Here is a 20,364-nt window from a genome sequence, read left to right on the forward strand (position 1 = left end):
TCAGTCTACGTGGGGGCCGCCGCCGTCGATCTCGACCCAAAGCTAGTGCCGCTCGAAGTGGCCCGTAATGACGGCCCGTCCCAAGGTGTGTGCGGCCAGCGCGCGGACGAGCGCTTCCGTGGAGGCACCGGCGTCGAGCCCCAGTTCATCGACGTCCACCGCGTGCACGGCCACGATGTACCGGTGCGGTCCGTGCACGGGCGGAGGCGCGGCACCCAGGTATCCGGGGAACCCGGCGTCGTTCTTCAGCTGCAGCGCACCGCCCGGCAAGTGCGAACCGTCCTCACCGCCGGCGCCTGCAGGCAAGGAGCCGGTACTGACGGGGACGTCGACGACGGCCCAGTGCCAGTAACCGCCGGCCCTCGGCGCATCGGGATCGAAGACGGTGACGACGTAACCCTTGGTTCCCTGAGGGGCTCCGTTCCAGCTCAGTTGCGGGGATTCGTCCTTGCCGCCCGCCACGCCGAATCGCTTGCTGGTCTGGGCGCTGCCGAGTGAGTCGCCGTCCCTCAGCGAGCCGCTGGTGAGGTTGAAGGATGGGACGCGGGGAAGGTCGGCGTAACTCATGGCTGCCTTTCGATGCTTGGTTCGGCCTCCGGGACGCCCGAGGCGTTGAGCTCGGCCCTGGTGGGCGGATTCGCGCCCGGCCGGGAGACCGTGATTGCCGCGGCGCGCGCTGCATGGTTGAGGATCCCGTCGAGCACTTCGGCTGGCATGGCGTGCAGCTCTTCCCGGTTTTGGGCCCCGGCCAGCCCGCGGTCAACGATGCCCGAGAGGAGCGCGGCCATGAAGGAATCGCCCGCGCCCACGGTATCCGCCACCTCCACCTTCGGGGCAGCCACGTGGGCCTCGCCCGCTGCGGTAACGCCCCAGGGTCCAGCCGCGCCTCGCGTGACCACCACGACGGCGGGTCCGCCACTGCCGCCCAGGCTCAACCAGCGCCGGGCCGATTCCAAGACATCGACACCGGGATAGAGCCACTCAAGGTCCTCGTCGGAGGCCTTGACCACGTCGGCAAGCGCCACGAAACGCTCCACCTGGGCCCGCGCATAGTCGCGATCCTTGATGATGCTGGGCCTGCAGTTGGGATCGAAGCTGATGGTCGCGTTCGGATGGGCATGCTCGACGGCGGCAAGGACTTCCGCTGCTCCCGGCGCCAACATGGTGGCAATCGAGCCCGTGTGCAGGAGCGATGTCCCCTGAAGCATGAAAGGCAAGCGCGCGGCGAGGCCGGGAAGCTCCCAGGCGAGGTCGAACGTGTAGCTGGCAGCGCCGTCGTCGTCGATCAAAGCGGTGGCTACGCTCGTGGGACTCTCGTCCGGCGGCAGCGGAACCATGACGGAACTGGAGCGCAGATGGGCCGCGATCGAGTCGCCATAGGCGTCCTTGCCGAAGCGGCCGATGAACTGGACTGCATGGTCCAGCCTGGCCAGGCCCACGGCAACGTTGAGCGGACTTCCGCCCACGTGGGCGTCGATTCCCGAGGAACGCTGGACGACATCAACCAGCGCTTCACCTATGACTGTCAGCATGGGACAACTCTGCCACGCGGACGTGGTGTGCGTCTCTCGATGACAGCCGGTGACTTTCCCGGCAAACCGTCACACCAGCAGCCGCTGCACCAACTCCCGGCACTTCTTGTACGCAACCGCCCTGGGGTCGATCAGGTCGAAATGGTCGCCAGGCACCTTGAGGAACTGGGCCGCGCCCCCGGAAGCAGTGGCCGCGGCAACATAAGCCTCGGACTGGCTGCACGGGACGTCCTCGTCCGCGGCGGCGTGGACTGCAAATACCGGGACGGCGATGGGGAGCGAACTCATGGGGTCCGCGTAGATATGCCGTTTGGGGAATCTCACCGAATCCCCACCCATCAGGTTGTCGACGGCGCCGTTGCTCAGGTTGAGCCGCTCGGCATCCGCCAGGTTCAGCAGGCCCGACTGGCTCACGACGCCGGTAAGCTGCACTGCCGCGCCGTTGTCATGCCGATGGAGCTGCCGGTCGGCGTCCGCCGCGCCGATCTTGGAAAGCTTGTCCCGCCCGGCGGCCCAGACCGCCAGATGGCCGCCCGCCGAGTGTCCCAGCGCCACTACTTTGCTCAGGTTGAGCTCATGCTTGCTGGCGATCTCGCCCAGGTGGTCGATCCCGTCGAGGACATCTTCGAACGTATGCGGCCAGCCGCCGCCGTTTCCTGCCCTCCGGTATTCAAGGTTCCAGGCCGCTATTCCGTGCGCCGCGAGGTCCCGCGCAATCGGCTCGCCGAGTTCCGCGCCGTACTGGGAGCGCCAGTAGCCTCCGTGGATCACCACCACCACGCCGTCGGGTCTGCTGCGGTGTGGCTGGAGCGAATTGTCTGGTACGAACAGCTCGCCCCATTGGCTGGAGTGCTGGCCGTAGTAGTACTTGTGCCGCTTCATCGTGTCCTCCTTTGTGCCGAGCCTATCGCGGAGGAGCGACGCGGAGCGGGAGCCGTCGCGGTTTCCGCGCGGACACCGGCTTAAGTCCGGAACCGGCATGCGGCCCGGTCCGGCTCCGCTGCACTGTCGGCCCCCCGCCGTAAGCTGGAGGCATGGCTAGCAATTGGGACAGCTTGGATCCTCAGCTGCGCGAATCAGTACAAGCGAATGTGGAACTCTACGAACGCGTTCGGCCTGCCCTGAAACTCGTCACCCGGGACGTCCTGTTGACCCTGCGGGACATGCTCAAGAACAGCGAGGCCGTGCCGCTCTTCGTCACGGGACGCACCAAGACGGTCGAATCCTTCCGGGAAAAGATCTCCCGCACCGAGGTGCCCCTGGAGGGCGGGCCGCGGGTGCTGAAGTTCCCGGACCCGTTCCGAACCCTGAACGACATGGTGGGACTGCGCGTCATCACCAAGCTTCCGGCCGAGAACGCCGCTGTTGCCAACTTGATCAAACGCCAGCGCCAGCTTTTCGATTGCCGCGGCGACCTTGAGAAGGACATCGGTTCCATCGAGTCCGGTACCTACGGATATTCGAGCCGGCACCTTATCCTCCGCACCATCCAGAACGAGTCCGTGAAGGCCTACCAGCAGGTCTTCAATCCGGACATCCCGCCGAACGGCAGCTACTTCTTCGAATGCCAGATCCGTACGGTTTTCGCGCACGCCTGGAGCGAGATCGAGCACGACATCCGTTTCAAGGCCGAGGATCCGCGCGCCTGGACGCCGCATTTCGACCGGCAGTTCACCGCCACCGCCGCCATGCTGGAAACGGTGGAGAGCGCCTTCGCCGACCTCCACGAACGCTACGAGGAAGTCCGCGGCTACTGGGATCTCGATGGCGAAGGTTCCATGCCGCTCACGCCCAACCGTGTGCGGGACGTCTGGCGAACGCTGCTTCCGCACGTTGACCGTAAAGTTGATGACGACTGGGGTTGGGCTGCGGAGCTCCTTGCGGCCCACGGACTGAACAAGACCGTGGAACTCGCCGGACTCCTCAGCGCCAACCGGATCACCGAGGTCCGCAAAGCCCTGGACCACCGTTACTCCCCCGGACCGGACCGCCTCCTGGATGACCTCCTGCTGTGGCAGTACGGCACTGAACACATCGACCTCACCGCTGAGGCGCCCGACGTCGTCCCCCACCCCCGGCGGGACAGCCTCCAGCGGCGTCTCAAGCAGATTGAGCGGTACCGCCTGACCAACAGCTAAGGATCCATGACACCCGAGCAGCTCCAGTCCCTCCGTTTCACGCTGCGCTCGCCCCGCAGGCTCAAGACGGAAGCGTTGGCTGGTTTGGTGGTGGCGCTTGCCCTCATTCCAGAGGCCATCGCGTTCTCCGTGATTGCCGGCGTGGATCCACGGATCGGGCTCTTCGCGTCCTTCACGATGGGGGTCACCACCGCGATCGTGGGTGGCCGCCCGGCAATGATATCCGCGGCCACCGGCGCCGTCGCGCTCGTTATTGCCCCCGTCATGAAGGATCACGGGCTCAACTACTTGATCGCCACGGTCATCCTCGCCGGGGTCTTCCAAATCGTCCTGGCTGTCCTGGGCGTCACTCGGCTCATGCGCTTCATTCCGCGTTCGGTGATGATCGGATTCGTGAATGCCTTGGCGATTCTGGTGTTCATGGCCCAGCTGCCTGAGCTCATCGGCGTCCCCTGGATGGTGTACCCGATTGTGGCGGTCGGGCTGCTGATCGTGTTTGGCCTGCCCAGAATAACGACGGCGGTGCCCGCACCGTTGGTGGCGGTCGTCTCCCTCACAATCGTCACGGTGCTGGCCGGAATCCGCGTCCCCACGGTGCACGACAAGGGCGAACTCCCCAACAGCCTTCCCGGTTTTTTCCTGCCCAATGTGCCTTTGACCTGGGAGACCTTCCAGACCATTGCCCCGTTCGCTTTGTCCATGGCGCTGGTGGGCCTGCTGGAATCCCTCATGACGGCCAAGCTAGTGGACGACATCACGGACACCCGCTCCAACAAGACCCGGGTCTCATGGGGCCAGGGCATTGCCAACATCGTCACTGGTTTCCTGGGCGGCTTGGGCGGCTGCGCCGTGATTGGCCAGACCATGATCAACGTGAAGGGTTCGGGTGCCCGGAGCCGGCTGTCGACCTTCCTGGCAGGAGCGTTCCTGCTGGGGCTCGTGGTGACGCTCGGGGACGTGGTGGACACCATACCGATGGCCGCTTTGGTGGCTGTGATGATCTTCGTTTCCCTCATCACCTTTGACTGGCATTCGATCCAGCCCGCAACCCTCAAGCGGCTCCCGAAGTCCGAGACCGGCGTCATGCTCGTGGTGGTGGCGACGCACAACCTGGCTATCGGTGTGGGAGCCGGCGTCCTCACGGCCATGGTGCTGTTTGCCCGGAGAGTGGCCCATTTCGCCACGGTGGAACGGAGCGAACTCGAGCTCAACGGCCGGACCGTGGCGAGCTACACGGTGGATGGCGAGTTGTTCTTCGCCTCCTCCAACGACCTCTACACGCAGTTCGACTATGCGAAGGATTCCTCGGGCGGAATCGACCACGTGGTCATCGACCTGCATGCCTCGCACATCTGGGATGCTTCCACCGTTGCCGTGTTGGATTCCGTTACCGAGAAATACCGCAGGCACGGCCGCGAGGTGGAGCTCATCGGCCTCAACGCGGCGAGCGTCCGAATGCGCGAACGGCTGGCGGGCAAGCTCAACGCAGGCTAACCGCCCCTACCTCTCCCCAACTAGCTCGCATTTGTTGTCGTTATGAGGGCCCATAACGACAACAACTGCGAGTCAGTTGGGTCCCGCTCAAGGTGAGCTGATAGCTACGGGGTCTTGAATTCCCACGGCGCGGCCTTGGTGGTTCCCGCGCCGATGGTGCGGCCGGCGAGCCGGTCCAGAAGCAGCGTGATGGCCCCTTCGAGCGCTTCCGGTTCCGGGGTCCCACCGGCCGAACCGGGTGCCAAGACATCAAATCCGGCAGGCTGCATCGTGTCCGATATGACGACTTGGGCTACTCCGCGCCGGGCCAGCTCGCCCACGGTGAGGTCAAGAAGGGTGCCGGGCGGGAGTGCCCCGATGATGGCGCCGTCGGCACCGCCGGAGAGCATGAACCGCCGCCATCCTTCGCCGATGAGGATCACGGGCTGGTAGCCGTGTTGGGGCAATATGCGTGCAGCAGCCGTTGCCAGTGCCCGGTCCCACGGCCATTCCAGGTCGCCGATGGCAATCGCGACGAGGTCGGTCTTGCCGCGCCGCATTCCGCGGGCCGCCTGATTGGGTACATAACCCAGTTCCTTGGCCGCGGCTTGGACCCGCTCTTGTGTCGCTTCGCTGATGCGGGTGGTGCCACCGAGGCGCCCGGACAAGACATAGGACACGGTGGTGAGGGAAACGCCGGCGCTCTTGGCGACGTCCCGGATGGTCGGCTTCGCTCCAAGTCCCATGGCCTAGCGCTTTCCCTTCTTGCGGGAGCCCTTGCCCCGACCCTTGTCCGGGTTCGGGGCATAGCGCTGGGCAACCGCCGGTTTTTTGGCGCCGGTGCCTCGCCGGTCCGGCTTGGGTGCCTTCTTGGGCTTCTCCTGTTGAGCCGAAGGCTGCCGCGAACTTTGCGCAGTGCGGCCCCGGACAATGCCGATGAATTCCTCGATGACCTCGCTCGTGGAGTCGCTCGGCCACGCAAGGGCGATCTGCGTCCCTTCGGCCCCCGTCAGGCGCCGCGCGACCGTGTCCTTGACATTGAAATGCCGGGCCACGGACATCGGCAGGATCACGAGGCCGGCGCCCGATGCCACCACCTGCATGGCCATCTCCGGCCCGCCCATCCCGGCGACATCCAGGAAGTTCTCCTCCGCGAGGTCCTCCAGCGCCACCTCTTCGAACACCGAGATTTCGTGGCCCTTCGGGGCCACCACCACAGGCTGCTCTTCGTAGAGCGGAATGACGTGCAGTCCATCGCGGTCCACCGGCAGGCGGACAAAGCTGAGATCCGCGGAGCCGTCGCGCAGGACGTCCAGCTGCGCGCCGTCGTCGGACAAGAACGAGCGCAGCGGAACATCCGGCATGCGCTCTTCCCAGCGCCGGATCCATTTCCCGGGCGTCACACCGGCGACGTAGGCGAAAGTGAGCCCCTGGGGACCGCTGGTTTCAGCGTCGGAAGCGTCGGGGGTACCGACGGCGGGCAGGGATTCTTGATCGGATGGCACCAGTTCACAGTACCGCGCGGGCGGTAGCCAACCCAGCGCCGGCCCAAGCTACGCCGCGTACACCTGGACCGCCGTGGCCTTGACAACAAAGTGGACGCGCGAGCCCGGTTCCAATCCCAGCTCGGCGGACGCTGAGAGCGTGATGTCCGCCGCCAGATCGCCGGCCCGGACCCGGATGTGGTCCCCATGCGGTTCAAGATCCGTGATCTCAACCGGGAACGAGTTGCGCGGGCTGCCGTGGGCAGCGTCCAGGAAGATGGAAACGGCCGACGGCGGGAACGCGGCGACGCCGGGCTGGCCCGGCTCCGCTTCGTCATCGAGGTCTCCCGCGACATGCAGGCTGGGAAGCTCGGCGGTGGCGGCCGTCCTGAGTCCATCCTCCGTGACGGTGCCCGCCATGAGGTTCACTCCGGCCAGGCCTGCGGCGAATTGGCTTCGTGGACGTCGGAATACCTCACGGGTGGCCCCTTCCTCCACAATCCTGCCCTTTTCCATGACGATCACGCGGTCCGCGAGCATGAGGGCATCCAGGACGTCGTGGGTGATGATCAGGGCACGACGCCCGGACAGGACGCGCTTGAGGAGCCGACGCAAATGCGGAGCGGCGTGGATGTCCAACGCGGACATCGGCTCGTCAAGGAGCAGCAATTCGGGACTGGCCGCCAGCGCGCGGGCCACCGCAACACGCTGGGCTTGGCCCCCGGACAACTGCCCGGGCTTGCGCCCGGCGAACTCCATGGCGTCCACCTCGGCAAGCCAGTGCCGCGCAGCTTCGCGCGATTCCGCCCGCGAAACGCCTGAGCTGCGCGGGCCGAACGCCACGTTGTCCAGGACGCTCAGGTGCGGGAAAAGCAACGGCTCCTGGGCCAACAGCGCCGTACCGCGAAGGTGCGGAGGGGTCCATACCCTGCTGCCGCCGTCGAGGTTGAAGAGAACCTGGTCCCCGAGGCGGGCAGAGCCGGCGTCCGGCCGCAAGAGTCCCGCCGCGACGGAGAGAAGCGTCGACTTGCCGGCCCCGTTGGGTCCAAGGATCGCCACGGTCTCCGCTTGCCCGAGGCTCAGTGACACGTCCAGGTTGCGGGCCCGGACGGTGGCGTCGATCTGGAAACTCACGCAGCTGCCTCCGCAGGAAGCTCCGTGCGGTGCGGCCGCCGGTAGGACAGCCCGACGACGATTACCGCCACCGCGACGAGGACCAGCGAAAGGGCGACGGCGGCGTCCGCGTCGGTCTCTCGCTGCAGGTAGATTTCCAGCGGGAGCGTCCTCGTGACACCTTGCAGGCTCCCCGCAAATGTCAGCGTGGCCCCGAACTCGCCCAGGCTGCGGGCAAAGGACAACACCGCCCCGGACGCAAGACCGGGGAGGACCATCGGGATCGTCACGCGCCTCAGGATGGTGGTGGGGCGGGCGCCGAGCGTCGCCGCAACAGCTTCGTAGCGGTTGCCGGCCGTCCGCAAGGCGCCTTCGAGGCTGACTACCAGGAACGGCAAGGCGACGAACGTCTGGGCCAGGACCACCGCCGTCGTCGAGAACGCGATCTGGATGCCCGCGAGTTCAAGGCTTTTGCCCAGGAGACCCTGCCGACCGAAGGTGTAGAGCAGCGCGATGCCGCCCACCACCGGCGGCAACACCAGGGGCAGGAGGACGAAGGCGCGGAGGAGCCGCTGCCCGCGGAAGGGCCGGCGGGCGAGGACAAGGGCCAACGGGATGCCCAAGCCGATGCAAAGCGCGGTGCTCGCGGCAGAGGTGCGGAGGCTGAGACCCAACGCCGTGAGCGAGGAATCGGAGGTCACCAGCGGGATGAACTGTGTCCAATTGACCTTTGCGACCATGGCAGCCAACGGCAACAGGACGAACAAGCCGCCCACTACCGCCAAGCCATAGACCCACCGTGGAATCCCGCTGAAATTCATCGATGCCTACGGTATGCCGAGGCTTGGGTCACCGGGACCATCCGGGCGGCCCGGGCGACTCTTGTGTGCGGCATGGATTCATCCTAGAACAGCGGCTGTGCCACTTCCCTGCAGGGCCGGATACCCTTGAACCATGACCTCTGCAAACTCCCAGTCCATGAAGCCGGCCACCGTTGCCAAGAAACTTGGCATCTACCTGCCTGCAACACCCCAGGAGTTCCAGGATTCGGAAATCACCCGAGCCGATTTCGCCGAGCTCCAGGCCAACGCCCCGGAGTGGCTCGCCGAGCTCCGCCGGACGGGTCCGCACCCACGCCCCGTCGTGGCACAGAAGCTGAACATCTCCATCAGCGGCCTCGCCCGCGGCGGAATCACCGAGGCCCTCACGACGGCGGAAATCACCGAACTGCTGGCAGCTCCCCCGCAGTGGCTCGTCGTCGAGCGCGCCACGCACGCAGCCGTGCGCTCCGAGGCAAAGCGGATCAAGGAAGAAGCTGCCAAAAAGGAAGCCACGAAGGAAGCCAAGTCCAACGCAACTGCCAAGCGGGACGCACCGAAGGCATCCAAGCGGGACCACGCTTAAGCTCCAAAAGACGTTCACAGGAAGGCAGGACAACCCGGACCGGGGTGTCCTGCCTTCCTGCTTTTGAGCGCGGAACCGGGCTCTCGCCTCCAAGCCTTCCTCGGCGCATACTGAATTTGAGAGCGGTGCGCGTTCGCGTGGAGGTGGTCCGATTGCCCGCCACAACTGGAATCCAGCTGACGGCCTGGGAGATCGGGCTGTGGGGGCTTTTGCTCCTGTGCGCGGTGGTCTTTACCGTCAACATCATCCGGAAAGCGGCCATCCACGGAGCTCCCGACGGCGGCCATCCCGCCTTGCAGGGGCGCCTCGCCCACCGCGATCGGGACCTCGTCAAAGAGCCGGACGCCACCTTCTGGAACATCTTCGCCGGACTCGTGGTGATTGTCCCCGCAGTCGTGATTCCCGCGTTGGCTTCGCCCGCCGTCGGGCTCTTGATGCTCTTCCTCGGCGTAGCTGCCGCTTTTGCAGCCTATGCCGTCGGCCGGAAACTGGAGCGGAACCGTCAGGACCGCGGCGGTTTCACCGAAGCGGCAGCCCGTCACGACATCCTCTTGGCCCGCTGGCAAAGGTATGAACTCGATCCCGCCAAGGGCATCGACTTCCCCGGCATGAGCGATGTCAACGTTCCGCAGACCGCCGCTTTGGTCCGTGCGCTGCAGGAAGCCCAACGCTGCCGTCTTACCGCAGGGACGGACTATGCCCGCGCGGTCGAGAAGTTGGATGTGGCGATGGCCGAAGCCGAAGCAGCTGCGGGCGTTTCTGCGCCGTAGGCGGCTCGCCCCGAATCCAAAAGTGAGGTCTCGGCCCTTTCAACGAGTGAAAGAGCCGAGACCTCACGTGTCGATCGGTACGTATTCCTAGGCCACCGGTACCGGAGAGACGCGGTTGTTTACGGTGACGATCCTGGCGGCGGTTGCCTGGCCCATCCGGACCGCGCCGTCAACGTGCTGGTAGCCTTCGGCAGCCAGATCGGAGGAGGACCAGTAGATCGGTCCTACGTTGGCGTGCTGGTCCTTGCCGTAACGGTGCAGGCCGCCCAGGTCGTAGCTGGCCGCGTAGGCGCCACGGGTCCATTCTTCGGAACCCCAGTCGGATTCGTAGTAGACCTCGGCGTCCAGGGCTTTGTCGCCAAGGAAGCTCGCGATGGACTCAAGGACCTTCTTCTTGCGGTCCTCGGCGCTCAGCTCGAAGACCGCGTCTGCCTTTTCGTCCGAGATGAAGCCCACCAGGGTCCCGCGGGCGTCTCCGTGGTTGGTGTTGTCGTAGACCTCCTGGACCAGGGCGTCGGCGCCGAAGCCCGTTCCGGACAGTCCGTCTTCGCGCCAGAACGGCGTGCTGTAGACAGCGTGGACCTTGATGACCAAGCCCAAGGACTGGTGCTGGTGCATCTGGTGCTGGCGGCGCGGCAGCGGCGGGTTGAAGGACACGCGGGAGTACAGGTTCGGCGGGACAGCCATGATCACGAATCGCGCATTGACGGTTGCACGCTCGGATTCAACGGTGACCCGATGGCCTTCGCCGGCCGTCTCCCAGTTGATGGTGCGGACCGGGCTGTTGAGTACGACGTCGTCACCCAGCTCCGCGGCGATCAACAAGGAGACCTGCTGCATCCCGCCGATAACCCGCTTGTCCAGGATGAAGTCTTCGTCCGTCAGGTTGGAGAAGGATCCTGCCGAGGCTGCCATCAGCACCGCTTGCAGTGCCGAGAAAGCATGGGCCGGCTTCGTCAGCATGCCGCCCGCGATGAAGAGGCCGATATTGTTGCAGGCCTCCTCGTCCGTGGAGTTCTGGCGCAGCCAGTGGTGGAAGGAAATGGTGTCCAATTCGCGGGCCTTCGGGTGGGCCCATGGCTCCTCCGGGCCGATCTCTGCGGCGAGGCCGTCCAGGATGGCAGTGAGCTTGTCCATTTCGGCTGCGGTGGTCTCGCTTACGGGAAAGGACGCCCCGGTGTAGCGGGTGCGGGTGCCGTCCGGCGCGAGGTACACCGATTCGCCGTCGCGGTAGCGGGAGTACATTTTCAGGCCCAGCTCGTCCAGGAGCCCCATGAGGGCGGTCTGGTCCGGGGACACCCATTGTCCGCCGATTTCCAGCATGGCCCCGTCAACGGTGTCGGTCCAGGTGCGGCCACCGACGCGGTCGCGTGCTTCGAGTACGGCAACGCTGAGTCCGGCTTTCTTCAATTCGCGTGCGGCCGTCAACCCCGACGGACCGGCACCGACAATTACGACGTCGCGATCAAGATTCAACATGATGTCCTTTCTGTGGCCGTCCCCGTTGGCTGACCAATAAATGAATGACGTTCATTTATCTCAACTGTAGCTGGATTGGCCCCGGCTGTGAAGACCCAAATGGAATAATGCTGATGACACTGCTTCCAGAAAGGTCAGCGATGCCTGAACCCACCCCCGCCCCCGGCGAGACCAAAGCGCGCCGCAGGGCAGGTCGGCCAATGGCGGCGGTCCTCGACCAGGACGGCATCACTGCCGCGGCCCTGGAACTGATCAGCAAGAAGGGCTACGACGGCCTCACGATGGCCGCACTCGCGCGCTCCCTGGGCGTCGCGCCGTCGGCCCTTTACAACCACGTCTCCTCCAAGGACGAGGTCCTGAAACTCGTTGAAGAGGACCTGATGTCCAAAGTCGACTTCGGGGGTTTCAGCACGCTCCCTTGGGAGGATGCCGTCCGGCAGTGGGCTTATTCCTACCGCGGCATCTTCGCAAGGCACACCCCGCTGATCTCGGTGATCGCGGTTCTTCCCGTGACGGACGCCCCGCAGACCCTCGCCATGTACGAAGCCGTAACCGAGGGCTTCCTCCGCGCCGGTTTCCCGGAGCAGCAGATCATCCCGAGCATCGTGGCCCTTGAGGCTTACATTTTCGGCGCCGCATTCGACGCGAACGCACCGGCGGACATTTTCGATTCCGGCCGCTTGGCAGACTCCACGCCGCACTTCACCTCGGCGGTCCGCAGCCTCGGGCCCGAGCGGAACAACTACCCGTCCGACCTCGCGTTCACCATGGGCTTGGATGCGTTGATCACCGGGCTCGGCGCCCTGCGGGTGTAGCCCAACTGACTCGCAGTTGGTGTCGTTATGAGCCCTCAAAACGACACCAACTGCGAGCCAGTTGGGAGTTACGAGGGGTTTGGCGAGTTAAACAAAGGAACCCCGGTCAGAGACCGGGGTTCCTTTGAATTGCGTGCGCGAGGGGGGATTTGAACCCCCACACCCTTTCGGATACTGGCACCTGAAGCCAGCGCGTCTGCCGTTCCGCCACTCGCGCGCAACTTCCTTCGCCCGGGCCACACCAGGTTTCCCCGGCCTCACCCCTGCGAAAGCAGCGAGATCAAGCATAACGGACAACCTGTTGAAAACGCCAATCGTCCAAGGGCCGGGCAGTAAAACCCCGGGATCCCACCGTTTGCCGGTCCCCCGCACGATTACTGAAATCACGCGAGAAGCGTCGCGAAATGATGCGGGCCACCGAACTTTTCCGGCCTTCCAGGCGTTGTGGAATAAGGCCATTCACAGTCTTGCCCAGTAGTATCGGGGTTGAAGACAGGCTCCTTGCGTGCGCTCCGGCCACTGCGGGGATTCGTCTTGGCTACTGATATCGCAGAGTCAACGAAACGGAAGGAGAAGGACCATGGGCTTGCTTGACAGGGTTGAACGTGGCATAGAAAAGGCCGTCCGCGGCGTCTTCTCCACCGGTTCGCGGGCAAAGGTGGAGCCGGTGGAGATAGCGAGCAAGCTTCGCCGTGAACTGGACAACAAGTCCATCACCATTTCGGCCGGCCGTACCTTGGCTCCCAACATCTTCGATGTCCTTTTGAGCGATGCGGACTTCACGCGCGCCCAGGACTGGGGTACTCCCCTGGCCGAAGAATTGTGCGACGTCGTCATCCAGCACGTGCGCAGCCAAGGTTACATCCTGCAGGGTCCGGTACGGATCTCCTTCCGCCACGACGAAGCCCAGCGCGAAGGCCATTTCGAAATCACGTCCAGCACTGAGAAATCCAATGGGGCTGCCGCGCCTGCTGCTCCCCGGCCAGTGGTCCCGGCCGCGCCAAACCGCGAACCCACGCGGCTCCAGCCTGTCCTGGACATTGGCGGACAACGCTATTCCCTTAACGCGCCTTCGATCGTGCTGGGCAGGTCCTCCGAGGCCGACATCCTGGTGGACGATACCGGCGTCTCGCGCAAGCACTTGGAAATCCAGACGGCGGACGGAGTCATCCACGCCGTCGACCTCGGTTCCACCAACGGAAGCTACGTCAACGGCCACAAAGTGGACGGCAGTGTGGAATTGACTGACGGATCCACCATCACCATGGGACGGACCAAGATCATCTTCAGACTTCTCCCCCAGCCTTCTGGTGGGCGCCCGTGAGCGACATCAGCGAACTGACCATCACCGCACTCCGCTTCGGCTTCCTGCTGTTGCTGTGGGTCCTGATCTTCAGCATCGTCTCGACCATGCGTCGCGATCTCGTGATCGGCCGCAAAGCCGCAATGGGGACTCCGACGGCGCGCGAGTTGCGCAAGCATCCGGAACTCGCCCCCGCACCGCCCCAGCCCGTGAAGCAGCAGGCACACCAGCTCGTCGTCGTCGAAGGTCCACTCAAGGGCACCACGCTTCCTCTGGCCGCGAGCCCTATTCTGCTGGGCCGCGCGCAAGAGGCCACCTTGGTCCTTGAGGATGATTATGCTTCGGGCAGGCACGCGCGCTTGTTCCCCCAAGGCAGCCGCTGGTTCATCGAAGATCTCGGTTCCACCAACGGCACCTACCTCGCCGATCAGCAACTGACCCGCGCCCTGCCGGTGGAGCTTGGCGTCCCCGTGAGGATCGGCAAGACGGTCATCGAATTGAGGCCGTAGCCGATGGCTTCCCCCCAGGCCTCCGAGGGCAAGTCACTGCCTCCGGAACTTCCCCTCATCATGCGCTACGCGGCGCGGTCCGACGTCGGGCGTGTCCGCTCGAAGAACGACGACTCCGCGTACGCCGGCCGGCACCTTGCCGTCGTCGCGGACGGCATGGGCGGGCATGCGGGCGGGGACGTCGCCTCGGCGTCCACCGTGCTGGACATGATCCACCTCGATCACGATTCCTACCCGGACGGCGCGGAAACAGTCCTGGCAGATGAAATCCAGACCGCCAATTCCCTCCTTTCCGAGCTTGTCCACGTCGACCCGAAGCTTGCGGGCATGGGCACCACGGTCACTGCCCTGCTGCTCGAAGGCAGGCGGCTGCACTTCGCTCACATCGGCGATTCCCGCGCCTACCGCTTGCGCAATGGCAAATTCGAGCAAGTCAGCGTGGACCACACTTTCGTCCAGAGGCTGATTGACGAGGGCCGCCTGCGCCCGGAGGAAGCCGAAACCCACCCGCACAAGAACGTCCTCATGCGCGTTCTGGGCGACGTGGACGCCAGCCCCGAACTGGACCTGGACGAGCTCGACGTCGAACCAGGCGAACGCTGGCTCCTCTGTTCCGACGGTCTGAACTACGTCCAAGGCGCCGTCGTGGAGCAAGTAGTCCGCGAAACCAAGGACCTTGCCGAATGCGCCGAGCTCCTCATTGAGCTCACGCTCGCCAACGGCGCTCCGGACAACGTCACCGTGGTGCTGTTGGAAATCGTGGAGGAGACGGGCGACAATCTCAGCACGGCCGCCGTCGATGTCGTCCCGGAGGCGCCAGCGAACACGGCCGAAGCGGCAAAGGCCGCACCTCGCAAGGACGGGCACGGCAGCGATGCCAACGCACCGGCTAAAGAGTCCGGAAGCAACGGCCCCGCAGCGGGCCGGGTCCCGTCGCGGGAAACAACGTCCGACGCCGGACCTTCCGCCGCCGCGGTAAAGCCCGGCGCCGCCGCGGAACCCGAAGCCGCGGGTCCCGCAAATCCCGCAAGGGCTACCGAACCTCCGACGGCGACAGACCCCCACCTTGGCGAGCACCTGTCGGCCGAGATCCTCCGCGAAGAGCTCTCGAGCCGTCCGCACGAACTGGTCGGTGCTGCCGCAACCGCGGCCGATACGGGTTCGATCCCCACCATCGCGGGACGCAGCGTTGCGCGCCGGGCTGCCACTGTACTGACCCACAAGGCTGACCAGGACCGTCAGGATCCCCAGCCGATTGCCGCCCGGAAGCGGCGCTGGTTGACGCCGGCTATTGCAGCGGTCTTGGCCATTTTCGTGATCGCCGGGCTGTGGCTCGGTTATGCGTGGACCCAGACCCGCTACTACGTCGGTGAATTCAACCAGCACGTCGCGATTTTCAACGGCATTTCGCAGAGTCTTGGCCCGTTCCAGCTGTCGAAGGTAGAGGCCACGACGAATATCCGCATGGACTCTTTGCCTGAATACACGCAACAGACACTTCGTCAGACCGTTCCGGCACGGGATCTCTCCGATGCCCAGCAGATTGTGAAAAGCCTCCAGGAGAACGGCACCACCGGGCTGCCGGCCAATTGCCCGACGGCCACCGCCACACCGACGGCAAGCCCCACCCCTACCGCAAGCCCCACGGCAAGCCCGAGTCCTTCGAACCGGCCAACATCGTCACCGACGTCCACGCCGGTCCCTTCGTGCGCGGTGTCCCGATGATTCTGGCCATCACCGCACCCCAGCCACGCCGCAACGTCGAGCTCGTCCTGCTGGTCCTTGCCCTCGCAGTGGGAATCGGCGCCAGCGCCATGGTCGGGCTCAATAATGCGACCGCGTTCGACGGCGACTTCTGGTTCCAGTCGAGTCTCTTGATCGTGGCTGCATTTGCCTTCCACATGATCCTCAGGTTCCGCGCAAAATATGCCGATCCGATCATGCTTCCGATCGTCGTTGCCCTCAACGGCTTGGGACTGGCCCTCATCCATCGCATGGATCAGCCCGGCGAGGACACGGGTAACAACCAGTTGCGCTGGACCCTCCTGGCCATGGCGGTGTCAATCGTCGTGATCTGGTTCGTCAAGGACCACCGCCTCCTTCGCCGCTTCACCTTCATCGCGCTGGCGGCCAGCGCAATTCTCCTTGTGCTGCCGCTCGTTCCGGGTATCTCAGCCGGCGAGGTGCTTGGCGCGAGCGTGTGGATCCGGCTCGGCCCCATGACCTTCCAACCAGGCGAAATCGCCAAGATCACCCTGGCTATCTTCTTCGCAGGTTACCTTTCGTCAAACCGCGACCTCATCCTGCTGGCCGGCCGCAAGATCGGCCCCATGCAATTGCCGCGCTTCAAGGATCTCGGCCCCATGCTCACGGCCTGGCTCGTGAGCATCGGCATCCTCGTCTTCCAGCGGGACCTGGGCACGTCGATCCTTTTCTTCGGCTTGTTCATCGTCATCATTTACGTGGCAACAAGCCGGATCAGCTGGGTGGTCATCGGCGGTGTACTGATCATCGGTGGCGGATTCCTGGCATCCAAGTTCTTCTCGCACGTCGCGTTCCGCCTGGACAGCTGGTGGAACGCCTTCACACCGGAAGTCTTCGACCGGTCCCCGGGCGGCAGCGGCCAGATCGTCCAAGGCCTCTTCGGCATGGCCGACGGCGGCCTCGGGGGCACCGGCCTCGGACAAGGCCGGCCGGACCTGGTGCCGTTCGCGAACAGCGATATGATCGTGGCCCTCATCGGTGAGGAACTCGGACTGATCGGCCTCTTTGCCGTCGTGCTGCTCTACATGCTCCTCTTCACCCGCGGCTTCCGCGCGGCCCTTGGCGCGCGGGACGCGTTCGGCAAGCTCCTGGCGTGCGGCCTCTCCTTTGCCATCGCGCTGCAGTGCTTCGTGGTGATAGGCGGCGTCACGCGGCTCATCCCGCTCACCGGGCTCACCACTCCCTTCCTGGCGGCAGGCGGTTCCTCCCTGCTTGCCAACTGGATCATCGTGGGCTTGCTGCTCATGATTTCGAACACCGCGCGCGGCCCGGTGGATACCTCGCCCATTACCCATGCCCCCACAGAGGCGGTGCAGACCTCATGAACCATTCCATACGCAATTCGTGGATGGCAGCCGTTGCCATGTTCGCCCTGCTCTTTGGCGCGATCAGCTATGTCCAGGTCATCGGCGCCGGCGACCTCAATGACAATCCGTGGAACCAGCGCGCCGTCCTGGCGAACTACTGCAACGACCGCGGCGCGATCATCGTGGGCGGCAAACCAGTCGCAGAATCCGTTCCCGGAGACGAAACCTGCAAGTACCAGCGCAGCTACGCCCAGCCGGAGCTCTATGCGGGGATCACGGGCTACTTCTCCCGGACCTATGGATCCACCGGGCTCGAGCAGCAGCTCCGGGACGAACTGGCCGGCAGTTCCGACCAACTCTTCCTCGACCGTGTCAGCCAGATTTTCCTCGGCAGCCAGCCAAAGGGCGCCTCGGTGGAACTGACCCTCGATCCCGTGATCCAGAAGCTCGCCTACGACCTCATTCCTGACGGTCAGCGCGGCTCGATCGTCGTCACCAACCCCAAGACGGGCGCGATCATCGCGATGGTCTCCAAGCCGTCCTACGATCCCAACCTGATCGCGACGCACGATCCCGCCAAGGAAAAGGCCGGCTACGACCAAATCAACCAGGTTCCCGGCATCAACCTCAACCAGTCCGTGAGCGGACCCACCGGTCAGCTGCTGGCGCCCGGCTCCGTCTTCAAGCTCGTCGATACCGCCGCCGCATTGAGCTCGGGGAAGTATAACAAGGACAGTGTCCTGCCGAACCCGGCGAGCCTGCCGTTGCCCGGTTCGAACGCCTCGCTGCCCAACTATGCCGGCGGCAACTGCTCAACCCGCGACACGGCCGATTTCCCTTTCGCTTTGGAGCAGTCGTGCAACACGCCCTTCGCGAGCATCGCCCTGGACCTGGGCCAGAAAGCCATCGCGGACCAGGCCAGCAAGTTCGGCTTCGGGCAGGATTTCGGGGACCAGCTCAAGCTTCAGTCCGCAGTCAGCGTCTTCCCCACGAACCTGGACCAGGCCGCACTGGCCCAGTCCGCCGTCGGGCAGCGCGACGTCAGGGCCACTCCGCTGCAAATCGCGATGATGACGGCGGCCATCGCCAATAAGGGCGTCCAGATGAAGCCGAACCTCATCAAGACTGTGCGGGCACCGGACCTGCGCGTCATCAGCGAACCCAAGCCCGAGGCGCTGCGCACGTCCACCACGCCCGATATCGCCAGCCAGATCACGCAGTGGATGACCGACGTCGTATCGCAAGGCATCGCGAGCGGTGCGGCGGTACCGGGAATCCAGGTGGCCGGCAAGACCGGTACGGCGCAGCTCGGAGATACAGGCTTGAACAACTCATGGTTTACCGGGTTCGCCCCGGCCAACGACCCGCAGGTAGCCGTCACCATTGTCATGGAAGGCGTTGATGTGTCTACCGGCGCAAAGCTAACCAGTCCGAACGCGAAGAAGATTTTTGAGGCGGTGTTGAATAAGTGAGGCCTACGTCAGGAATCACCCTCGGCGGCAGGTTCCAGCTGACCAGTCGCATTGCGATTGGCGGCATGGGAGAGGTCTGGAGGGCAAAGGACCAGATCCTTGGCCGGATCGTCGCCATCAAGGTGCTCAAGGAGGAATACACGGGTGACCCCGGGTTCCTCCAGCGGTTCCGTGCCGAGGCCCGCCACACCGCGTTGCTTAATCACGTGGGGATCGCCAACGTCTTCGACTACGGAGAGGAAGACGGCTCCGCTTACTTGGTCATGGAGTTGGTGCCGGGCCAGCCGTTGAGCAGCATCCTGGAACACGAGCAGGTGCTCTCGCCGGACCGCACCATGTCCATCATTTCCCAGACCGCCCGGGCACTGGCCCCCGCGCACGCCCAGGGCCTGGTGCACCGCGATATCAAACCGGGCAACCTCCTGATCACGCCGGACTTCCGCGTCAAGATCACCGACTTCGGCATCGCCCGCCTGGCAGACCAGGTTCCGCTGACGCAGACCGGGCAGGTCATGGGTACGGCCCAGTACCTCGCTCCGGAGCAGGCCACGGGGCAAACGGCCACGGGCTCCTCAGACATATATTCCCTCGGGGTTATTGGCTACGAATGCCTTACGGGGCATCGCCCGTTCTCCGGCGAATCCCAAATCGCCATTGCGCTGGCCCAGGTCAACGACGCACCGCCGCCGCTGCCCGAAAGCCTGCCCACCCCGGTACGCGCCCTGCTGATGTCCATGCTCGCGAAGGATCCGAAGAACCGTCCTGCGGATGCCATCAAGCTGGCCGAGGCCGCGGAAGCGATCCGCGCGGGCGATATCGCCGCGGCACACGCCGCTGTACCGGGAATGTTGCTCTTCGAATCCGCCACGGGCCCCATCACCGCGCCGACCAACATCGCCACCGCTCCCACGGGGATTGTGGCCTCGCCTTACGGCAGGGAAGCACGTTCGACGTCGACGTCGGCACTCCCGGTGATCGGCGCCGCAGCAGCAGGCGCCGCAGCGGTAGGGGCTGCCGCCGAGGGCGGAAACGCGTTGGCCCGCGCCAATGCCCTGGCCGCCGAGCGCAGTTTGGACGAGGCCGACGAACACGGCCAGTACATCCACGAGGAAGAGGAGTACCGGGAAGAGCCGCAGCGGAAGAAACGCAGCCCGTGGACGTGGCCGCTCATCGCGCTGATCGCTCTCGTATTGCTCGCCATAGCGGGGGCGATCCTGACCCAGTCGGGGCTGTTCTCGCCGAGCAGTCCCGCGCCAGCCACGACGGCCCCTCCGAGCCAGGTCTCGAGCGCGCCGCCAACCTCGGCAAGTCCGAGCCCCACGGAGACATCCGCCAGCCCGACGCCGACAACGCCGACCCCCGAGACCATCAACCTGATCCCGGACCAGTACAAGGGACAGCCGTACGACAAGGTGCGCTCGGACCTCAACGCGCTCGGCCTCGTGGTCAGCGGCAGCCAGGTCTTCGATCCGTCCGCGCCCGGCACCGTCATCGACATTAATCCTTCCGGCCCCGTGGCCAAGGGATCGACCATCACCGTCACCTACTCCAAGGGACCCCAGACGGTCACAGTGCCGACTATCGGCAAGGGCGCCACCGAGTCGCAAGTGCAGGCTGCCATCGAGGGTGCAGGCCTCCGTTGGGTCACGGGCGATCCCGTTGACGGGGCAACCGGCCAGGCGCCCGGTACATTCGTCAGTTCAGATCCTGCGGCCGGGCAAAAGGTGAACGCCGGCTCCGTCGTGACCTACCACTTGTCCAAGTCGGCCGCGTCCGCTTCTCCCTCAGCCAGCCGCTAAGA

Annotated in this window: 19 protein-coding genes and 1 tRNA gene; 11 read left to right on the forward strand and 9 right to left on the reverse strand. The window is 65.0% G+C overall.

The window, feature by feature from the left end; translation table 11 throughout:
• Positions 1-42: 42 nt before the first annotated feature.
• The 3 genes from ACSBOX_RS21060 to ACSBOX_RS21070 form a co-directional block, all read right to left on the reverse strand.
• The gene (locus ACSBOX_RS21060) at positions 43-567 is read right to left on the reverse strand and encodes a YbhB/YbcL family Raf kinase inhibitor-like protein (protein ID WP_442544201.1); all 525 of its coding nucleotides are present in this window, start codon (positions 565-567) and stop codon (positions 43-45) included.
• Positions 564-1,532 carry a carbohydrate kinase family protein gene (locus tag ACSBOX_RS21065; protein ID WP_442544202.1) on the reverse strand — a complete coding sequence of 323 codons (969 nt, stop codon included), beginning with the start codon at positions 1,530-1,532 and terminating at the stop codon, positions 564-566. Before ACSBOX_RS21065 ends, ACSBOX_RS21060 begins: the two co-directional genes overlap by 4 nt.
• A gap of 69 nt (positions 1,533-1,601) precedes the next feature.
• Positions 1,602-2,414: an alpha/beta hydrolase gene (locus tag ACSBOX_RS21070; protein WP_442544203.1), complete on the reverse strand. Its 813-nt coding sequence runs from the start codon at positions 2,412-2,414 to the stop codon at positions 1,602-1,604.
• Between the two features lie 152 nt (positions 2,415-2,566).
• Between ACSBOX_RS21070 and ACSBOX_RS21075 the strand changes: the two genes are divergently transcribed.
• Together ACSBOX_RS21075 and ACSBOX_RS21080 are read left to right on the forward strand one after the other, a co-directional pair.
• On the forward strand, positions 2,567-3,670 hold the full coding sequence (locus ACSBOX_RS21075) for a GTP pyrophosphokinase (RefSeq protein WP_442544204.1): 1,104 nt from the start codon (positions 2,567-2,569) through the stop codon (positions 3,668-3,670).
• Between the two features lie 6 nt (positions 3,671-3,676).
• Positions 3,677-5,164: a SulP family inorganic anion transporter gene (locus ACSBOX_RS21080; protein ID WP_442544205.1), complete on the forward strand. Its 1,488-nt coding sequence runs from the start codon at positions 3,677-3,679 to the stop codon at positions 5,162-5,164.
• 104 nt (positions 5,165-5,268) lie between these two features.
• On the opposite strand, the gene ACSBOX_RS21085 is transcribed toward ACSBOX_RS21080, so the two are convergent.
• The 4 genes from ACSBOX_RS21085 to ACSBOX_RS21100 all read right to left on the reverse strand — a co-directional run bounded on the left by ACSBOX_RS21085 (position 5,269) and on the right by ACSBOX_RS21100 (position 8,561).
• Positions 5,269-5,889, reverse strand: coding sequence for a LacI family DNA-binding transcriptional regulator (locus tag ACSBOX_RS21085; RefSeq protein ID WP_442544206.1), 621 nt, complete (start codon positions 5,887-5,889; stop codon positions 5,269-5,271).
• 3 nt (positions 5,890-5,892) lie between these two features.
• Entirely contained in the window at positions 5,893-6,627 is a 735-nt protein-coding gene (locus ACSBOX_RS21090; RefSeq protein WP_442546083.1) for a LysR family transcriptional regulator substrate-binding protein, read from the reverse strand.
• Positions 6,628-6,696: 69 nt separating this feature from the next.
• Positions 6,697-7,761 (reverse strand): sulfate/molybdate ABC transporter ATP-binding protein, encoded by a 1,065-nt coding sequence (locus ACSBOX_RS21095; RefSeq protein WP_442544207.1) that lies wholly within the window; start codon positions 7,759-7,761, stop codon positions 6,697-6,699.
• Positions 7,758-8,561 (reverse strand): ABC transporter permease, encoded by an 804-nt coding sequence (locus ACSBOX_RS21100; protein ID WP_442544208.1) that lies wholly within the window; start codon positions 8,559-8,561, stop codon positions 7,758-7,760. The genes ACSBOX_RS21095 and ACSBOX_RS21100 overlap by 4 nt, the downstream gene beginning before the upstream one ends.
• Before the next feature lie 133 nt (positions 8,562-8,694).
• Here ACSBOX_RS21100 and ACSBOX_RS21105 point away from each other — a divergent pair, with 133 nt between their 5' ends.
• Both ACSBOX_RS21105 and ACSBOX_RS21110 read left to right on the forward strand, forming a co-directional pair.
• The gene (locus ACSBOX_RS21105) at positions 8,695-9,144 is read left to right on the forward strand and encodes a DUF5997 family protein (RefSeq protein WP_078107028.1); all 450 of its coding nucleotides are present in this window, start codon (positions 8,695-8,697) and stop codon (positions 9,142-9,144) included.
• Between the two features lie 152 nt (positions 9,145-9,296).
• Entirely contained in the window at positions 9,297-9,914 is a 618-nt protein-coding gene (locus ACSBOX_RS21110) for a hypothetical protein (RefSeq protein ID WP_442544209.1), read from the forward strand.
• 87 nt (positions 9,915-10,001) lie between these two features.
• Here the strand turns inward: ACSBOX_RS21110 and ACSBOX_RS21115 are convergent, their stop codons facing one another.
• On the reverse strand, positions 10,002-11,393 hold the full coding sequence (locus tag ACSBOX_RS21115) for a flavin monoamine oxidase family protein (protein ID WP_442544210.1): 1,392 nt from the start codon (positions 11,391-11,393) through the stop codon (positions 10,002-10,004).
• A gap of 107 nt (positions 11,394-11,500) precedes the next feature.
• On the opposite strand from ACSBOX_RS21115, the gene ACSBOX_RS21120 reads away from it, so the two are divergent.
• Positions 11,501-12,208 (forward strand): TetR/AcrR family transcriptional regulator, encoded by a 708-nt coding sequence (locus ACSBOX_RS21120; protein WP_442544211.1) that lies wholly within the window; start codon positions 11,501-11,503, stop codon positions 12,206-12,208.
• A gap of 134 nt (positions 12,209-12,342) precedes the next feature.
• Here ACSBOX_RS21120 and ACSBOX_RS21125 read toward each other — a convergent pair.
• Positions 12,343-12,425, reverse strand: a tRNA-Leu gene (locus tag ACSBOX_RS21125).
• Between the two features lie 363 nt (positions 12,426-12,788).
• On the opposite strand from ACSBOX_RS21125, the gene ACSBOX_RS21130 reads away from it, so the two are divergent.
• Genes ACSBOX_RS21130 through ACSBOX_RS21155 form a run of 6 tightly spaced genes read left to right on the forward strand, consistent with a single transcriptional unit; the run spans position 12,789 to position 20,362 of the window.
• Positions 12,789-13,532: an FhaA domain-containing protein gene (locus ACSBOX_RS21130; RefSeq protein ID WP_442544212.1), complete on the forward strand. Its 744-nt coding sequence runs from the start codon at positions 12,789-12,791 to the stop codon at positions 13,530-13,532.
• Between the two features lie 5 nt (positions 13,533-13,537).
• Entirely contained in the window at positions 13,538-14,020 is a 483-nt protein-coding gene (locus ACSBOX_RS21135) for an FHA domain-containing protein FhaB/FipA (protein WP_078107059.1), read from the forward strand.
• Between the two features lie 3 nt (positions 14,021-14,023).
• Positions 14,024-15,745, forward strand: a complete 1,722-nt coding sequence (locus ACSBOX_RS21140; RefSeq protein ID WP_442544213.1) for a protein phosphatase 2C domain-containing protein — start codon at positions 14,024-14,026, stop codon at positions 15,743-15,745.
• Positions 15,742-17,109 (forward strand): FtsW/RodA/SpoVE family cell cycle protein, encoded by a 1,368-nt coding sequence (locus ACSBOX_RS21145; RefSeq protein ID WP_442546084.1) that lies wholly within the window; start codon positions 15,742-15,744, stop codon positions 17,107-17,109. Before ACSBOX_RS21140 ends, ACSBOX_RS21145 begins: the two co-directional genes overlap by 4 nt.
• Complete coding sequence (locus ACSBOX_RS21150) at positions 17,106-18,563, forward strand: penicillin-binding transpeptidase domain-containing protein (RefSeq protein WP_442544214.1); 1,458 nt, start codon at positions 17,106-17,108, stop codon at positions 18,561-18,563. The genes ACSBOX_RS21145 and ACSBOX_RS21150 overlap by 4 nt, the downstream gene beginning before the upstream one ends.
• A complete protein-coding gene (locus ACSBOX_RS21155; RefSeq protein WP_442544215.1) occupies positions 18,560-20,362 on the forward strand; it encodes a protein kinase domain-containing protein in 1,803 nt (600 codons plus the stop codon). Before ACSBOX_RS21150 ends, ACSBOX_RS21155 begins: the two co-directional genes overlap by 4 nt.
• Positions 20,363-20,364: the final 2 nt, after the last annotated feature.

The organism is Arthrobacter sp. KN11-1C (genome assembly GCF_052180225.1).
GTDB lineage: Bacteria > Actinomycetota > Actinomycetes > Actinomycetales > Micrococcaceae > Arthrobacter.

What these genes read in the sequence shown, in the direction of transcription:
- ACSBOX_RS21120 (WP_442544211.1), top strand. Translation starts at nt 11,501, where the DNA reads ATGCTGATGACACTGCTTCCAGAAAGGTCAGCGATGCCTGAACCCACC.
- ACSBOX_RS21115 (WP_442544210.1), bottom strand. Translation starts at nt 11,393, where the DNA reads ATGTTGAATCTTGATCGCGACGTCGTAATTGTCGGTGCCGGTCCGTCG.
- ACSBOX_RS21130 (WP_442544212.1), top strand. Translation starts at nt 12,789, where the DNA reads ATGGGCTTGCTTGACAGGGTTGAACGTGGCATAGAAAAGGCCGTCCGC.
- ACSBOX_RS21140 (WP_442544213.1), top strand. Translation starts at nt 14,024, where the DNA reads ATGGCTTCCCCCCAGGCCTCCGAGGGCAAGTCACTGCCTCCGGAACTT.
- ACSBOX_RS21150 (WP_442544214.1), top strand. Translation starts at nt 17,106, where the DNA reads ATGAACCATTCCATACGCAATTCGTGGATGGCAGCCGTTGCCATGTTC.
- ACSBOX_RS21105 (WP_078107028.1), top strand. Translation starts at nt 8,695, where the DNA reads ATGACCTCTGCAAACTCCCAGTCCATGAAGCCGGCCACCGTTGCCAAG.
- ACSBOX_RS21075 (WP_442544204.1), top strand. Translation starts at nt 2,567, where the DNA reads ATGGCTAGCAATTGGGACAGCTTGGATCCTCAGCTGCGCGAATCAGTA.
- ACSBOX_RS21085 (WP_442544206.1), bottom strand. Translation starts at nt 5,889, where the DNA reads ATGGGACTTGGAGCGAAGCCGACCATCCGGGACGTCGCCAAGAGCGCC.
- ACSBOX_RS21080 (WP_442544205.1), top strand. Translation starts at nt 3,677, where the DNA reads ATGACACCCGAGCAGCTCCAGTCCCTCCGTTTCACGCTGCGCTCGCCC.
- ACSBOX_RS21070 (WP_442544203.1), bottom strand. Translation starts at nt 2,414, where the DNA reads ATGAAGCGGCACAAGTACTACTACGGCCAGCACTCCAGCCAATGGGGC.
- ACSBOX_RS21060 (WP_442544201.1), bottom strand. Translation starts at nt 567, where the DNA reads ATGAGTTACGCCGACCTTCCCCGCGTCCCATCCTTCAACCTCACCAGC.
- ACSBOX_RS21100 (WP_442544208.1), bottom strand. Translation starts at nt 8,561, where the DNA reads ATGAATTTCAGCGGGATTCCACGGTGGGTCTATGGCTTGGCGGTAGTG.
- ACSBOX_RS21065 (WP_442544202.1), bottom strand. Translation starts at nt 1,532, where the DNA reads ATGCTGACAGTCATAGGTGAAGCGCTGGTTGATGTCGTCCAGCGTTCC.
- ACSBOX_RS21145 (WP_442546084.1), top strand. Translation starts at nt 15,742, where the DNA reads ATGATTCTGGCCATCACCGCACCCCAGCCACGCCGCAACGTCGAGCTC.